Annotated in this window: 15 protein-coding genes, 1 rRNA gene and 1 other annotated feature; all 16 genes read right to left on the bottom strand. The window is 34.8% G+C overall.

Annotated elements, in window-relative coordinates; all coding sequences use genetic code 11:
- Positions 1-46: 46 nt before the first annotated feature.
- Positions 47-526 carry an NYN domain-containing protein gene (locus tag ACFWM3_RS19855; protein ID WP_390312709.1) on the bottom strand — a complete coding sequence of 160 codons (480 nt, stop codon included), beginning with the start codon at positions 524-526 and terminating at the stop codon, positions 47-49.
- Between the two features lie 34 nt (positions 527-560).
- Positions 561-1,304, bottom strand: coding sequence for a 23S rRNA (guanosine(2251)-2'-O)-methyltransferase RlmB (rlmB, locus tag ACFWM3_RS19850; protein WP_056467358.1), 744 nt, complete (start codon positions 1,302-1,304; stop codon positions 561-563).
- A gap of 1 nt (position 1,305) precedes the next feature.
- Complete coding sequence (locus ACFWM3_RS19845; protein WP_056467355.1) at positions 1,306-1,722, bottom strand: Mini-ribonuclease 3; 417 nt, start codon at positions 1,720-1,722, stop codon at positions 1,306-1,308.
- A gap of 4 nt (positions 1,723-1,726) precedes the next feature.
- Positions 1,727-3,127: a cysteine--tRNA ligase gene (gene cysS / locus ACFWM3_RS19840; RefSeq protein ID WP_390312674.1), complete on the bottom strand. Its 1,401-nt coding sequence runs from the start codon at positions 3,125-3,127 to the stop codon at positions 1,727-1,729.
- A 4-nt stretch (positions 3,128-3,131) separates the two neighbouring features.
- Positions 3,132-3,770 carry a serine O-acetyltransferase gene (gene cysE / locus ACFWM3_RS19835; RefSeq protein WP_056467349.1) on the bottom strand — a complete coding sequence of 213 codons (639 nt, stop codon included), beginning with the start codon at positions 3,768-3,770 and terminating at the stop codon, positions 3,132-3,134.
- A gap of 82 nt (positions 3,771-3,852) precedes the next feature.
- Positions 3,853-4,071, bottom strand: a binding site (T-box leader).
- A gap of 42 nt (positions 4,072-4,113) precedes the next feature.
- Positions 4,114-5,574 carry a glutamate--tRNA ligase gene (gene gltX, locus ACFWM3_RS19830; protein WP_390312671.1) on the bottom strand — a complete coding sequence of 487 codons (1,461 nt, stop codon included), beginning with the start codon at positions 5,572-5,574 and terminating at the stop codon, positions 4,114-4,116.
- 42 nt (positions 5,575-5,616) lie between these two features.
- Positions 5,617-6,096, bottom strand: a complete 480-nt coding sequence (gene ispF, locus ACFWM3_RS19825; RefSeq protein ID WP_056467343.1) for a 2-C-methyl-D-erythritol 2,4-cyclodiphosphate synthase — start codon at positions 6,094-6,096, stop codon at positions 5,617-5,619.
- 11 nt (positions 6,097-6,107) lie between these two features.
- Complete coding sequence (ispD, locus tag ACFWM3_RS19820; protein WP_056467339.1) at positions 6,108-6,794, bottom strand: 2-C-methyl-D-erythritol 4-phosphate cytidylyltransferase; 687 nt, start codon at positions 6,792-6,794, stop codon at positions 6,108-6,110.
- A gap of 20 nt (positions 6,795-6,814) precedes the next feature.
- A complete protein-coding gene (locus ACFWM3_RS19815; protein ID WP_056467336.1) occupies positions 6,815-7,885 on the bottom strand; it encodes a PIN/TRAM domain-containing protein in 1,071 nt (356 codons plus the stop codon).
- A 50-nt stretch (positions 7,886-7,935) separates the two neighbouring features.
- Positions 7,936-9,009 carry a DNA integrity scanning diadenylate cyclase DisA gene (gene disA, locus ACFWM3_RS19810; protein WP_056467333.1) on the bottom strand — a complete coding sequence of 358 codons (1,074 nt, stop codon included), beginning with the start codon at positions 9,007-9,009 and terminating at the stop codon, positions 7,936-7,938.
- 2 nt (positions 9,010-9,011) lie between these two features.
- On the bottom strand, positions 9,012-10,391 hold the full coding sequence (radA, locus tag ACFWM3_RS19805; RefSeq protein WP_056467330.1) for a DNA repair protein RadA: 1,380 nt from the start codon (positions 10,389-10,391) through the stop codon (positions 9,012-9,014).
- A gap of 179 nt (positions 10,392-10,570) precedes the next feature.
- Positions 10,571-13,012 carry an ATP-dependent protease ATP-binding subunit ClpC gene (clpC, locus tag ACFWM3_RS19800; protein WP_335486015.1) on the bottom strand — a complete coding sequence of 814 codons (2,442 nt, stop codon included), beginning with the start codon at positions 13,010-13,012 and terminating at the stop codon, positions 10,571-10,573.
- Between the two features lie 20 nt (positions 13,013-13,032).
- Positions 13,033-14,100, bottom strand: coding sequence for a protein-arginine kinase McsB (mcsB, locus tag ACFWM3_RS19795; RefSeq protein WP_056467323.1), 1,068 nt, complete (start codon positions 14,098-14,100; stop codon positions 13,033-13,035).
- A gap of 5 nt (positions 14,101-14,105) precedes the next feature.
- Positions 14,106-14,654, bottom strand: a complete 549-nt coding sequence (gene mcsA, locus ACFWM3_RS19790) for a protein-arginine kinase activator protein McsA (RefSeq protein ID WP_056467320.1) — start codon at positions 14,652-14,654, stop codon at positions 14,106-14,108.
- A 19-nt stretch (positions 14,655-14,673) separates the two neighbouring features.
- Positions 14,674-15,135 (bottom strand): CtsR family transcriptional regulator, encoded by a 462-nt coding sequence (locus ACFWM3_RS19785; RefSeq protein WP_056467317.1) that lies wholly within the window; start codon positions 15,133-15,135, stop codon positions 14,674-14,676.
- A 400-nt stretch (positions 15,136-15,535) separates the two neighbouring features.
- Positions 15,536-15,651: ribosomal RNA gene (rrf, locus tag ACFWM3_RS19780) — 5S ribosomal RNA — on the bottom strand.
- Positions 15,652-15,766: the final 115 nt, after the last annotated feature.

Here is a 15,766-nt window from a genome sequence, read left to right as displayed (position 1 = left end):
ACAATTTAATTAAATTATACAGCACAAAGAAGAAGGAAACAATAAGTCATCGTTCCCCTCTTCGCCATTTTTCTAAAATTTCTGTTTGTTTCGAATTTAAAGTCTTACTAATTGTCAGTCTTTGATCAGGTATTTCACTAATTCGACTACTTATCATTTTTTTATTTTGAGTAACCGATCGATATAGTTCCATTGCAGGTATACGAAGTGCACCTTGTCCAAATATTTGCCATTGCTCAGTAAAGTCAGAAGTCGCAACATAAATATGATGGTTAACATGACGAAGCTCAATTGCAAGTTTTTCAATTTTTTCATCAGCCGTCTGGTTTTTTCGAGTAAAGATCACTTCGACCTTTGAATTCTTGTCGACCTTTTCGATGCCATTTACAAAATGAGCATCAAATACAACAATTATAGACATCCCTGTGTATGCCTTATACTCAGCAAGCTGAGTAATTAGATAATCACGTGATTTATCAAAGTCAATTTCTCGAAGTTTTCTAAGATTCGGCCAAGCTCCAATCATGTTATAACCATCTACAATAAGAATCTCTTTCTTTTTATGATCCAAGCGGGTGTCTCTTACGATGTATTTCATACATTAATAAACTAGCCGCAACAGACGCATTTAACGATGTAACTTTACCGACCATTGGTAACTTAATTAGGAAATCACATTTTTCCTTTAAGATCCTGCTCATGCCTTTACCTTCGCTACCAATAATTAAACCAAGGGAAATTTGGCCATCCATGTTTCGATAGTCATCAGCACCTTTTGCATCTGTACCAAAAATCCAAACTCCTCTTTCTTTTAATTCATCTATAGTTCTTGCTAAGTTCGTTACTCGAGCTACTGGAATATATTCAATTGCTCCAGTAGAAGCTTTAGCAACCGCTGATGTTAACCCTACCGCTCTTCTCTTTGGAATAATGATTCCATGAGCACCAACTGCATCTGCAGTTCGCATAATTGAGCCTAAATTATGAGGATCTTCAATTTCATCAAGAATTAAGAAAAACGGTTGTTCATCTCGACTACTAGCAACTTCAAATAAATCATCAAGTTCCACATATTCATATGCAGCTACTTGCGCTACTACACCTTGATGGTTTCCTTTAACCATTCCATCTAATTTCTTGTTTGGTGCTGTTTGAACAATCACTTTGTTTTGGTTAGCTAATTCTAAAAGTTTATGAATTTGACCTTTATTTGCCCCTTCGCTAACCCATATTTTATTTATATCACGACCTGAACGTATTGCTTCCATAACTGGATTACGTCCAATAATAAATTCCTCAGACATATTATGCTCCTTTATCATTCTCAATAAACTGAATCGCAAAACGTACAATTATATTGAGTCTATCTTCATTTTTTAATAAATAATGGTATCCAATTAACGCTTCCATTGCGGTTGCGTATCGATATGTTTGTACATCAGTATTTTTTGGCACGGTTCCTGATTTTGCATTACGGCCTCTTTTAACAACTGCAACTTCTTCATCTGACAATATCTCAGTAGAAAGCATTTCTCTAATTACTTTAGCTTGTCCTTTAGCAGAAACAAATCTTGTTGCTGCTCGGTGAAGTTGATTAGGTCTCACAGTTCCTTTTTCAAGGAGGTGATGACGTACATAAATTTCATATACAGCATCACCTATATAAGCAAGTGCTAAACTGTTTAGTTGTTTAACATCAATTTTTTGGTTACTTTCAATCATGAAGTTATCCTCTTTTCCAGCGAATACCTTGCGGAGTATCTTCAATGATTATATTCATTTCTTTTAATTGGTCACGAATTTGGTCCGCTAATGCAAAATCACGATTTTTACGTGCATCTGTACGTTTTTGAATTAATGCTTCGATTTCATCATCTAACAGTGCTTCTTCACTAACTAGTGTAATGCCTAGTACACTTGATAATTCATCAAAAGTTGCTACTAATTGATTTAATACATTCGTAGAAGTATGTGTCTCTAGTAAATATTGATTTGCCAATTTAGCTAATTGATATAAAACTGAAATCGCATTAGCCGTATTAAAGTCATCATCCATTACTTTTGTGAAGACGGCTTTTTCATCTGCTATTTCTTTTAACCACTTATTGTCATCTTCTGTTAAATTAGTACTACTTTCTATACGGTGCTTACTATTTTGGTAAGCCGTTTTAATACGTTCAAAACCATTTTTAGCTTCTTGTAAAAGTTCCTCGCTATAGTTAATTGGGTGACGATAATGCACTGATAACATAAAGAAACGTAATAACATAGGATCAACGATCTTAATAATGTCATGTACTAAGACAAAGTTACCTAATGACTTAGACATTTTTTCGTTGTCGATATTGATATATCCATTATGCATCCAATAATTTGAAAAAGTTTTCCCGCTTAAGGCTTCTGACTGAGCGATCTCATTCTCATGGTGTGGGAATGATAAGTCTTGACCACCTGCATGAATATCAATTGTTTCGCCAAGATATTTCTTTGCCATTGCTGAGCACTCAATATGCCATCCTGGTCTACCTTTTCCCCATGGACTTTCCCAGAATATTTCACCTGGTTTAGCTGCTTTCCATAGAGCGAAGTCTAATGGATCTTCTTTCTTTTCACCAATTTCAATTCTTTCACCAATTCGAAGGTCTTCAATTGATTGGTGTGAAAGTTTACCGTAACCGTTAAATTCTTTTGTTTTGAAGTATACGTCACCTTCAGATTCATATGCATAGCCTTTTTTTACAAGCTCATCGATAAACTCAATAATAATATCCATATTATCCATTACACGAGGATGATTCGTTGCTGTTTTGCAACCGAGCGCTTGAACATCTTCAAAATATGCATTAATAAAACGATCTGCTATAGTTGGGACATCTGAACCTAATTCATTAGCTGCTTTAATTAACTTATCATCAACATCAGTGAAGTTTGAAACAAAGTTTACTTCATATCCACGATATTCAAAATAACGTCTTACTGTATCAAAAACAATAGCAGGTCTTGCATTACCAATGTGAATATAGTTATATACAGTAGGTCCACATACATACATTTTGACCTTACCTTCTTCTATAGGCTTAAAATCTTCTTTATTCCTTGTTAATGTATTATAAATTTGAATTGCCATAGTTTTACTTCCTTTCAGATATTCTCATTAAACCTCTTAGCTCTTCTAATTCCGCTTCTAGTTGCAGTAATCGATCTGCTACTGGGTCAGGTAGATCACAGTGATCAAATTGATTATTTACTCTAATTCCATCTTGAACAACTATCTTACCAGGTATACCAACAACCGTAGTATTATTTGGAACATCCTTTAGTACAACTGAATTTGCACCGATTTTTGCATTTTCTCCGATTGTGATTGACCCTAGAACTTTTGCACCCGTAGCTACCAGTACCCCACTCAATAAGGTTGGATGACGCTTACCTTTTTCCTTCCCGGTTCCGCCTAATGTTACTCCTTGATAAATCGTAACATCATCGCCTATTTCACATGTTTCTCCAATTACAACTCCAGCTCCATGATCGATAAAAAATCGTCTACCAATTGTCGCCCCTGGGTGAATCTCGATTCCTGTTAAAAAACGAGCAAACTGTGAAATACTCCTTGCAATAAAGTGCCATTTTTTCCGATAGAAATAATGAGCAAATCGATAAAGCCATAATGCATGTAAACCAGCATACGTAAGAATAACTTCTAAATAGCTAGTAGCGGCTGGATCGCGTTCAAATATCGTCGCAACATCTTCCTTCATGTACTTTAGCATCTTCATTTCCCCTTAAAGAATTTATTAAGAATTTTATTTTTTCTCTCTAAAATATAAAAAGCGTCCCTGTGTACTTAAAATACACAGAGACGCTTTATGCGCGGTTCCACTCTGTTTAGATAAAATAAATTATCTCAACTCATGTAATGTAACGGTTTCCACCGCCCTAGCCTACTAAAACGTGTTTTTCGGCTAAGGACTCAAGGGGGCACTTCCATGACTACTGTTAAAATCACTTTCACCAATGTGATTCTCTCTGGGTAACGAGTAACCATTTACTTTTCCCTATCAACATTTTACCTATATAAATATTACTTATATATATTACAAATTAATCAAAATGTTAACCAATAATTTGTTGTAAACGAGCAATAACTTTTTCTTTTCCTAATAAAGTCATCGCTGCTGGTAATTCTGGACCATGACATTGACCAGTTGTTGCAACACGAATTGGCATAAATAATTTTTTGCCTTTTTGTCCAGTTGACTTTTGAACTGATTTCATTGAAGCTTTAATCGAATCAACTGTAAATTCTTCAGAAGCTTTAAGTTCTTCAACTAATGCTGAAAGTACTTCCTTCACTTGCTCTTCAGAAATAACAGCTTGCTCTTCTTCACCGAATGTTAACACGTCTTTAAAGAATAAGCTTGATAATTCTACAATTTCAGCACCAAAGCTCATTTGGTCTTGATATAAAGCTACTAGATTTGTAACCCATAGGTTTTCATCTGCAGTACGTTCCTCATTTACAAAACCAGCTTTAATTAGATGTGGTAATGAAATTTCCACCACTTTTTCTAATGGTTGCTCTTTAATATAACGATTGTTAATCCAAGTTAATTTTTGCTTATCAAACATAGCTGGAGCAGAACTTAAACGGCTTGGATCGAAAATTTTAATAAATTCATCCTTGCTGAAAATTTCTTCTTCACCAACTGGTGACCAACCAAGAAGAGCAATAAAGTTAAATAATGCTTCTGGTAAGTAACCAAGATTTTGATATTGTTCAATAAATTGTAATACAGATTCGTCACGTTTTGAAAGCTTTTTACGGTTTTCGTTCACAATTACTGCCATATGACCAAAATCTGGAGCAACCCAATTTAATGCACGATATACCATTAATTGTTTAGGCGTATTTGAAATATGCTCTTCTCCACGCAGTACGTGACTAATTTTCATTAATGCATCATCAACTACTACCGCGTAGTTATAAGTAGCGATTCCGTTCTTTTTAACAAGAACCCAGTCACCGATATCTTTTGATTCAAATTTAATATTACCACGAACGATATCTTCCCACTCATACGTATCGTTTGCTGGTACTGCAAAACGAATAGTGTGCTCTGCACCTGCTGCTTCTTTTACAGCTCTTTCTTCAGCTGTTAAATGACGGCATTTTCCGCTATAACGTGTAGTTGGATGACCAGCAGCTAATTGTGCTTCACGTTCCGCTGCAAGCTCTTCCTCTGTACAATAGCACTTATATGCATGACCATTCTCAATTAATTCATTAGCATATTGTTTGTATAAGTCTAGTCTTTCTAGCTGACGATAAGGACCGTACTCGCCATCTTTATCCGGACCTTCATCCCAATCAATACCTAACCAGTGTAAAAATTTCGCTTGGCTTTCTTCGCCACCTTCAACATTACGTTCTATATCTGTATCTTCAATACGTAATACCATATCACCATTAAAATGCTTAGCAAATAAGTATACGTATAATGCTGTACGTGCATTTCCAATATGTAAATGACCTGTCGGACTAGGTGCATAACGAACTCTTACTCTATTTGACATTTATAGACACTCTCCACTGAATAATTAATATACTTTATTAGTTTAAGCCTTCTTTTGTAACAATACAACCGCTTGCGATGCAATTCCTTCTTTTCTTCCTGTAAAACCTAATTTTTCAGTTGTTGTTGCTTTTACATTAATACAATCAGATGTCGTTTCAAGCAGTTCTGCAATTCTCTCTCTCATTAATTGGATATACGGTGCCATTTTAGGCGCTTGAGCAATAATCGTACAATCTGCATTAACTAACTCATAACCTTTATCCTTAACAATATGAAATACGTGCTGAAGTAGTTTGGCTGAATCAGCATCTTTAAAAGCTGGATCCGTATCTGGGAAATGTCTACCTATATCTCCTTCACCAATAGCCCCAAGCAATGCATCCGATATTGTATGAAGAAGAACATCGGCATCAGAATGACCTAATAAACCTAATTCGTATGGGATCTCAATTCCACCAATAATTAATGGGCGATTTTCTGCAAAAGCGTGAACATCAAACCCTTGTCCAATTCTAAACATGTAAACACCTTCTAACCTCTATATTGTTCATAGATTGTTTCAGCAAAAAACATATCTTCTTTCGTTGTTACTTTAATATTGTTATAATCTCCATTTACTACAAAAACTTTACTTCCGTTCCATTCAACTAAGCTTGCATCATCAGTTCCCAAATAACCATTTTCAATTGCTTTTTGATGCGCTTCTATTAAGCATTTGTATGTAAAAGCTTGGGGAGTCTGTACTCCCCAAAGTGTAGAACGATCGATTGTTTCAACGACTTCTTGATCAACAACTTTTTTTATTGTATCTTTCATTGGAACTGCACAGATGACTGCCTCATGTTCATTCATTTTTTCAAGAATCCGCTCAATCACTGCATTTGTTACAAAAGGTCTCGCCCCATCGTGTACTAAAATAAAACTTTCAGTATCCTTAATTGAAGCTAAACCATTATAGACACTTTCTTGCCTCTCTGCTCCACCTTTTACATAGGTTATTTTATTTTGTATACTGCTTGGCAAATTTAAAGTTTCAAAGAACTGTTTTTCAGATTCTTTAATCGGTAAGATAATCTCATTGCAACGCTGATCTTCGCCAAATACTTTTAAAGTTAATTCAATAATTGGCGAGCTAATTATTTTTAGAAATAATTTATTATAGCCTGCACCCATTCGTGAGCCAGAACCCGCTGCTGGGATGATGACCTTATATTGCATTTTACGTATACCTCTCTAACTTACTTTACTTTTGCAAAAATCATGCGACCTGCAGAAGTTTGTAGTACGCTCGTAACGACTGTATCCACTCGTTTACCAATTGATTCTTTACCGTCTTCTACAACGATCATTGTACCATCGTCTAAATATGCAACACCTTGTAATTTTTCTTTACCTTCTTTAACTACAAAAGCAGTTAATACTTCCCCTGGTAATACTACAGGTTTTATTGCATTTGCTAGATCGTTAATATTCCAAACTTTAATTTGCTGAAGTTCACTTACTTTGTTTAAATTAAAGTCATTTGTCACTAAAATACCATTTTTTAATTTAGTAAGCTTTACTAATTTTGCATCTACTTCGGGAACATCTTCAAAATCCCCTTCGTAGATTTCAACTTTCATAGCTAGCTCTTTTTGGATTCTATTAAGAATATCTAATCCTCTTCGTCCTCTATTTCGTTTTAACGTATCCGAGGAATCAGCTATATATTGTAATTCTGCTAATACAAATTGTGGAATCACAATTGTTCCTTCTATGAATCCAGTTTGACAAATATCAGCAATACGACCATCAATGATTACACTAGTATCTAAAATTTTAACTGGAATATCGAATGGTGTATCTTGCTCTTCAGCAGCCTTTTTCTTAGCCTTTGAAGATAAAGTAAATAAACTCAATAATTCTTCTCTCTTTTTAATCCCAACTTGAAAACCTAAATATCCTAATAAAATCGTAACTACTATTTGAATAATTGATGAAACATACTGTAATCTAATTGAGTCAATTGGCAATGAAATAAGAAATGCCAGAATAAGTCCAAAAACAAGTCCTAAACTACCAAACAAAATCATTGAAATAGGAGCTTTTAATAATTTCTCCTCAATATACTTGATAAACGTTACTGTTGGATCAACTAACCAAAGCGATAAAATAAAAAAGATCACTGCCCCACTTAAAGCTTGCACATAAGAATTATGCAATATATTAGGTAACTCTGTTTTCAACAGTTTATCTAATAGTGGAAAAAGTACTAAACCTAAAGTACTTCCGACAAAAATATAAATAACTTGAACGATCCTCTTTATCAATTCGCCACCTCCTTTAAATAAATAATTAACTCTATCTTAGACGAAATAACTTAGTTATGTCTATTGATATACAGTTGCTCCTGAATTCGTTTTAATCCTTCTTTGATTTTTTTCGCACGAATTTCACCGATTCCATCAACATCATCTAACTCAGCAAGAGTAGCTTTGTATATACCTTTAAGGTGCTTAAATCTTTGTGTTAAATTTTCAATAACTAACGGCGGTAGTCTAGAAATTTTCATCAACATACGATACCCTCTAGGCTCTACCATTTCTTCTAGATTAGTGTTATTCGGATAACCTAGCAATTTAATGATGGCATGATCCTCTAACAATTCTTCATTTGCTAGTTCTTGAAGTTTTTGCAAAATACTTTTAGGATCTTGTTCCTTATTATAATGATAATCCTTTATTAAAAGTAATGCCTCCTCCTCAAGGTCCGAAATGATCTCAATTAACTGTAATTCAATCAGTCTTCCTTCATCACCAAGCTCAATTACATAGTTATTAATTTCATTTTTAATTCGAAGAACCATTTCAACGCTATGTAAAACATTTACAACTTCAAATAATGTAACCAGCTCTTCAAATTCTAAAATACTAAGTGAAGTAATCCCTTGATTCCAAACAATTTTGTATTTTTCAAGAGTCTGAATCGCTTGATTAGCCTTTGTTAAAATTACGCCAATATCTCGCAGTGTATAGCGTAAATTACCTTTATATAAGGTAATTACATTACGTCTTTGTGATATAGCAATTACTAAGTTTCCTGTTTGTCTTGATACTCGTTCTGCTGTTCGGTGACGCATCCCAGTTTCTTTTGTAAAGATTGATTGATCTGGTATCAATTGTGCATTTGCCAACAGGATTTTTGAACCTGTTTCATTTAAAATGAGAGCTCCATCCATTTTTGCTAATTCATATAAGCTAGCTGGAGAGAAAGGGTCATTAATATGAAAACCGCCATCGACCATTTCTTTTGTTTCATCATTAAAGCCAAGTACAATTAATCCACCAGTCTGTGCTCTAAGTACATTATCAATGCCATCACGCAATGGTGTACCTGGAGCGATCATTTCTAAAACTGGCAACATTGATTTAGCTTTTTGTTTTTGATCCTCCATCTCTACCCTCCTAACACGTATTTTAATGCTTCATGTACTGTATTAATACCTATTATTTCCATTCCTTCAGGAAAACTCCATCCTCCAATATTTTTTGATGGAATTATTGCTCTTTTAAATCCAAGTTTAGCTGCTTCTTGTACTCTTTGCTCTATTCTAGATACCCTACGAACTTCTCCTGTTAAACCGATCTCGCCAATTACTACATCTGTTGGATTAGTAGGTTTATCTTGAAAGCTTGATGCTATACTTACTGCAACAGCTAAGTCTACAGCTGGCTCATCTAACTTCAGTCCTCCGGCAACCTTTAAATAAGCATCTTGATTTTGTAATAAAAGGCCCATTCTCTTTTCTAATACAGCCATAATTAATGATACCCTATTGTGATCAATACCTGTTGCCATTCGCCTTGCATTTCCAAAGCTCGTTGGAGAGACAAGTGCTTGTAATTCAACAAGTACAGGTCTAGTACCTTCCATAGAAGCAACAACAGTTGAACCTGCTACTCCAAAAGGTCGCTCTTCTAAGAATATTTCTGATGGGTTCAGCACTTCCACTAATCCCAACTCTTTCATCTCAAAAATACCTGTTTCATTAGTAGATCCAAAACGATTTTTAACTGCCCTTAATATTCGATATGTATGATGTCTTTCACCCTCAAAATATAACACTGCATCTACCATATGTTCCAGTAAACGTGGGCCAGCAATTGATCCCTCTTTTGTTACATGCCCTACTATAAAGATTGGGATGCCTTTTGTCTTCGCGATTTTCATTAATTCTGAAGTACACTCTCGAACTTGAGAAACACTACCAGGAGCAGATGTTACTTCTTGTAAATAGATTGTTTGAATTGAATCAATTACAACAAAATCAGGAGACATCTCATCCATATACCGAGCAATATAAGACAAATCTGTCTCGGATAGAACATATAAGTTTTGTGTAGCGACACCTAGTCGTTCTGCTCTTAATTTTATTTGCTTTTGAGATTCTTCACCTGAAACATATAAAACTTTATGATCTTTTTTAGCCAATTGTGAGGAAACCTGTAAGAGCATCGTCGACTTACCTATCCCCGGGTCACCACCAATTAATACTAATGAACCTAAAACGATTCCGCCACCTAAAACCCGATTAAACTCATCGAAGGAAGTTTCGATACGAGTTTCAGTACCTATTTCCACTTCCATGATTGAAATTGGTTTCGTTCCTTCTGCTGAAGCATTTGTATTAAATGTTAGCCTTCTTGAACTAGCAGGCTGTTCTATGAACTCAACCATTGTATTCCACTCGTTACATGCAGGACACTTTCCAATCCACTTAACTGACTCATATCCACAAGATTGACAAACGAATTTAGTTTTACTTTTTTTAGCCATATGTATAGTACCTCTTTTGTTACTATGATTTTCTATATTAATAGAGTATGTATTCTAAGTCTATCCTAACGCTTTTTTGATATAAGAAAAAGGGCTTCACGCCCTTTTTCACAAATTAGATAACTTTACAATTAATTTGTTCAATTATCCTTCATAAAAGGTATGAACTTTGTAATTGTTTATTGATTTACAGTTTCAGCTGCCGATATTATCAAATATTCATTATCCTTTACATCAAGAATAACTTTTCGGCCTTTTTCAACATTACCTTTTAATAATTCTTCGGATAAACGATCCTCTACTTGTTTTTGAATTGCTCTTCTTAATGGACGAGCACCATACTCAGCATCGAATCCTTCATCTGAAATTTTATCAATTGCTGCATCTGATAATTCTAGTTCAATTTCTTGTTCTTTTAAACGCTTAGTTAAGCTATTAACCATTAAGTGAACAATTTCTTTAATATGTTTCTTCTCTAATGAATGGAAAACGATTGTTTCATCGATACGGTTTAGGAATTCAGGACGGAATGCTTTTTTCAGTTCCTCTAATACTTTTCCTTTCATATCTTTGTAATCTTTTTCGCCATCGTTAATATTAAATCCAACATACTTATTTGTTTTTAAAGCACTTGCTCCAACGTTGGATGTCATGATAACAAGTGTGTTTCTAAAGTCAACTGTGCGGCCTTTTGAATCAGTTAATCGACCGTCTTCTAATACTTGAAGTAGGATATTAAATACATCTGGATGAGCTTTCTCAATTTCATCTAATAGAATTACTGAGTAAGGTTTACGTCTAACTTTCTCAGTTAATTGACCACCTTCATCATATCCTACATAACCTGGAGGTGCCCCTACTAAACGAGATGTTGCGTGTTTTTCCATATACTCTGACATATCAATACGAATCATCGCATCTTCATCGCCGAAAATTGTTTCAGCTAATGCTCGAGCCAACTCTGTTTTACCTACCCCTGTAGGACCTAAGAAAATAAATGAACCAATTGGGCGTTTTGGATCTTTTAATCCAGCTCTTGCACGTCGTACAGCTTTAGAAACTGCTACTACTGCTTCTTCTTGACCAATTACTCGTTTATGAAGAACACTTTCCATATTTAACAATTTATCTGCCTCTGTTTGAGCAAGTTTTGTAACTGGAATATTCGTCCATGATGATACAACATTCGCTATATCCTCTACAGTTACTTCAGAATTTTCTTTACCTTGTTTCTCTTTCCATTGGCGTTTCGTATCTTCTAATTGTTCACGTAATCTTTGTTCTGAGTCTCTTAATGATGCTGCTTTTTCAAATTCTTGACTTTGAACAGCTGCATCTTTCTCTTTACGAACTTCCTCTAATTTTAATTCTAATTCTTTTAAATTTGGCGGTGTAGTAAAGCTACGTAGTCGTACTTTAGAACCTGCCTCGTCAATAACATCGATTGCTTTATCCGGTAAGAAACGGTCTGTAATGTATCGATCAGATAGTTTTACAGCCTCAATAATTGACTGGTCAGAAATTGATACTCTATGATGTGCCTCATAACGGTCACGTAAGCCTTGAAGAATTTGAATTGACTCCTCTACACTCGGCTGATCAACTTGAATTGGTTGGAATCGACGCTCTAACGCAGCATCTTTTTCGATATATTTACGGTATTCATCAATTGTTGTTGCACCGATACATTGTAGCTCACCACGTGCTAATGATGGCTTTAAGATGTTAGATGCATCAATTGCACCTTCCGCTCCACCTGCACCGATTAGTGTATGAAGTTCATCAATGAAAAGAATAATATTACCAGCTTGACGAATTTCGTCCATTACCTTTTTCAGACGATCTTCAAATTCACCACGGTACTTAGTTCCAGCTACAACAGTACCCATATCAAGTGTCATTACTCGTTTATCTCTTAAAATCTCTGGTACTTCATTATTAACAATTTGTTGAGCTAACCCTTCTGCAATAGCCGTTTTACCTACACCAGGCTCACCAATTAATACTGGATTATTCTTAGTTCGTCGGCTTAACACTTCAATTACTCGCTGAATTTCTTTACCACGTCCGATTACAGGATCTAAGCGACCCTCTCTAGCCGATACTGTTAAATCACGAGCTAAGCTGTCTAATGTCGGTGTGTTTGCTTGATTAGCAGAGCCATTTTGATGATTAGACGAGCTTTCATTGCTACCTAATAATTGGAGAACTTGTTGACGAGCTTTATTTAAGCTAACACCAAGATTATTTAATACTCTTGCTGCTACACCTTCACCTTCTCGAATTAGTCCTAAAAGGATGTGCTCTGTTCCTACATATGAATGCCCTAATTTGCGAGCCTCATCCATTGATAATTCAATCACTTTTTTAGCTCTAGGAGTGTAGTGTACAGTTTGAGCAACTCCTTGACCACGTCCTATTAATGTTTCCACTTCTTGTTGAACTTTCTCTGGGCTTAATCCAAGTGCAAGTAATGCCTTAGCAGCAATGCCTTCTCCCTCTCGAACAAGTCCTAGTAAAATATGTTCTGTACCTATATTTGAGTGTCCAATTCGGATTGCCTCTTCTTGAGAAAGAGCTAATACTTTTTGAGCACGTTCTGTAAATCGACCAAACATCATAATTGGTTCCTCCCATATAATTAGTTATTTTTGTTAGATAGTCTTTCGCGTATTAGTGACGCTCTTTTAATATCCCTTTCTTCGGGAGTAAGCTGATCACCTACATGCTGTTGTAAAATACCTGGTTGAGTTAATATCATTAATTCATGTAAAAAGTTTTTAGATAAACCATCAATTAAACCTAAATCAATCCCTAATTGTACATCTGATAAACACTTAGCACTTTCCTTTGTTTCTATTATTCTTCCGTATTTCAATGTACCTAGAGAACGAAAAACTCGATCTTCTAAAAGAATTAAAGAAGTTCTTGCAAGTGCATCCCTTGCTGATTTCTCGTGTTTGATCAGTTGTTGTACAATTGTGGTTAAATCTTCTATAATTTCTTCTTCCGATTTCCCTAGTGTTATTTGATTCGAAATCTGAAAGATATTACCTAATGCTTCGCTACCTTCGCCATAAATTCCTCTTACTACTAAACCAAGTTGATTAATAGTAGGAATGAGGCGGTCAAATTGTTTCGTGATGACCAGTGCTGGAAGATGCATCATCACTGAGGCCCTTAATCCGGTACCAACATTAGTAGGACAGCTGGTTAAATAACCAATTGTTTCATCAAAAGCATATTCAAGCTGACTCTCTATATAATTATCAATATGATTCGCTTGAGTAAGTGCCTCTCTAAGTTGTAAACCTGGAAATAGAGCTTGAATTCTTAAATGGTCTTCTTCATTAATCATAATGCTAATTTGTTCGTCCTGAGATAATATACATGCACCATGTACCGACTCTTGAACTAAATTAGGACTTATTAAGTGTTTTTCAATTAATACTCTTTTCTCTACTGGTTCTAACTTATTAATTTCAATATATTCAAAAGGTCCGTTTGGTAAAGCTGTACTACCTTCAAAATAATGTTTAACTAAATGACAAATTTCTTTAGCCTTGTCTTGACTAAGTAAAGTTGGATACAAATATGCACTAAAATTTCTAGCGAGCCTAATACGACTACTTAAAACGATATCATCGTCCGGACCTTCTTGTTTCATCCAAGGACTGATGGCTTCATTTATAATTCGATTAATAGACATGTAACTTACTCCACCTCCTTTTGAAGGGCTTGTAAATCTTTTTCAATTTCACGAATTTCATCCCGAATTTTAATTGCTTGCTCAAAATCTTCCTTTTCAATAAAATTTTTCATTTGAGATTTCAAGTCTTGTAGCTTTCTTTTTAAGGAGATCTCACCATTAATCTTTTGAGGTATTTTCCCTGTATGAGATACATTACCGCTATGAATTCTTTTAACAATTGGTTTCATCTGATCCATAAATGTTTCATAACAAGTTGAACAACCTAAACGACCAATTTTAGTAAACTTTTGAAAAGTCATCTTACATCTAGGACATTCAATATGGGAATCTTGATGAAATTTATTTTTCTTCATTTCATAAATACCAGTATTACCTTTAAACAATCCAGCTAACAAATCATTTACAGAATAACCACCTATTTCAGAAAAAATATATTTATTGTTCGATTCATTTGCGCATTTCTCACATAAGTGAATATCTGTTTTCTCACCATTAATAATTTTAGAATAGTGTAATGTTGCCGGACGCTCTTGACATTCTTGACAAATCATAATGGGCAACCTCCATATTCTATTTATACTTTAAACTTCTTAGCATTGCCTTGAACATTCTTGCTCTTAACTCGTCTCGATAAGGTAAATTAACCATTATTACTGAACGATCTAATACACTTAACATCATTTTTGCTTCTCGCCCTGTAATTACACTCTTTTCAAGTAGTAGACGAATATAGTCCTCCGAGCTAGACTGTGCAATATTATTAGTAAAGCTACTTAATATTTGATCAATTACGCTCGCTTTATCATGAAATTGCACTTTAATAATTCGAATATACCCTCCACCGCCGCGTTTACTTTCTACTACATATCCTCTTTCTAGTGTAAATCTAGTATTTATTACATAATTTATTTGAGAAGGTACACAATCAAATTTATTTGCTATTTCACTTCTTTTTATCTCGACATAATCTTTATCGGATATGTCAAAGTAGTGCATTAGATATTGTTCAATAATATCTGATATATTCTTCATCTATTTACCACCTTTACTGACTTTGACTATCTTTGACTATTATTATATTCCTTTCATGAAAAATTTCAACTATTATCTCTTTACCATTTTTTCCAAACGATACAGCTCTTAATCTTTTTTTGTACATTAAGAAAGTATAAATTGGTAGCCTAGGAGAAAAATTGACATATTTTCCAGTTTTGGGTATTAAGTATAAGTGCTATCTTTGCCTAAAGGCTCGTCAATTGGCGATTTTTCTTTATCAGTATATAAATATATATGTTATACAATTCTTTTAAGAAGCTTTTTTTTCCTTTATACTTTTATTAAAAAAATTATTAACTTGAACTATTTCGTTTGATCCTTTGAGCATTTTAAGATAACAAAAAAAACATCAGCCTAAAAGCTGATGTTTTCGGTTACCAGGCGACGTTCTACTCTCACAGGGGGAAACCCCCAACTACCATCGACGCAAAAGAGCTTAACTGCCGTGTTCGGTATGGGAACGGGTGTGACCTCTTTGCCATAATCACCTGATTTATAGAGTTGTACTTCGTACCCTCAAAACTAGATAATGTCATTATCAAACTTGTTAGTTAAGTCCTCGACCGATTAGTATCAGTCAGCTCCACGTGTCACCACGCTTCCACCT

It is taken from the genome of Gottfriedia sp. NPDC058432 (genome assembly GCF_042721555.1).
Classification (GTDB): Bacteria; Bacillota; Bacilli; order Bacillales; family Bacillaceae_G; genus Gottfriedia.
This window is presented reverse-complemented; position numbering and strand designations above follow the sequence as displayed.

Excerpts from the sequence above, each read along its gene's own strand:
- ispF (WP_056467343.1), bottom strand. The coding sequence starts at position 6,096 with ATGTTTAGAATTGGACAAGGGTTTGATGTTCACGCTTTTGCAGAAAAT.
- radA (WP_056467330.1), bottom strand. The coding sequence starts at position 10,391 with ATGGCTAAAAAAAGTAAAACTAAATTCGTTTGTCAATCTTGTGGATAT.
- cysE (WP_056467349.1), bottom strand. The coding sequence starts at position 3,770 with ATGCTAAAGTACATGAAGGAAGATGTTGCGACGATATTTGAACGCGAT.
- clpC (WP_335486015.1), bottom strand. The coding sequence starts at position 13,012 with ATGATGTTTGGTCGATTTACAGAACGTGCTCAAAAAGTATTAGCTCTT.
- mcsA (WP_056467320.1), bottom strand. The coding sequence starts at position 14,654 with ATGATTTGTCAAGAATGTCAAGAGCGTCCGGCAACATTACACTATTCT.
- ACFWM3_RS19845 (WP_056467355.1), bottom strand. The coding sequence starts at position 1,722 with ATGATTGAAAGTAACCAAAAAATTGATGTTAAACAACTAAACAGTTTA.
- gltX (WP_390312671.1), bottom strand. The coding sequence starts at position 5,574 with ATGTCAAATAGAGTAAGAGTTCGTTATGCACCTAGTCCGACAGGTCAT.
- mcsB (WP_056467323.1), bottom strand. The coding sequence starts at position 14,100 with ATGTCTATTAATCGAATTATAAATGAAGCCATCAGTCCTTGGATGAAA.
- rlmB (WP_056467358.1), bottom strand. The coding sequence starts at position 1,304 with ATGTCTGAGGAATTTATTATTGGACGTAATCCAGTTATGGAAGCAATA.
- ispD (WP_056467339.1), bottom strand. The coding sequence starts at position 6,794 with ATGCAATATAAGGTCATCATCCCAGCAGCGGGTTCTGGCTCACGAATG.
- ACFWM3_RS19855 (WP_390312709.1), bottom strand. The coding sequence starts at position 526 with ATGATTGGAGCTTGGCCGAATCTTAGAAAACTTCGAGAAATTGACTTT.
- ACFWM3_RS19785 (WP_056467317.1), bottom strand. The coding sequence starts at position 15,135 with ATGAAGAATATATCAGATATTATTGAACAATATCTAATGCACTACTTT.
- disA (WP_056467333.1), bottom strand. The coding sequence starts at position 9,009 with ATGGAGGATCAAAAACAAAAAGCTAAATCAATGTTGCCAGTTTTAGAA.
- cysS (WP_390312674.1), bottom strand. The coding sequence starts at position 3,127 with ATGGCAATTCAAATTTATAATACATTAACAAGGAATAAAGAAGATTTT.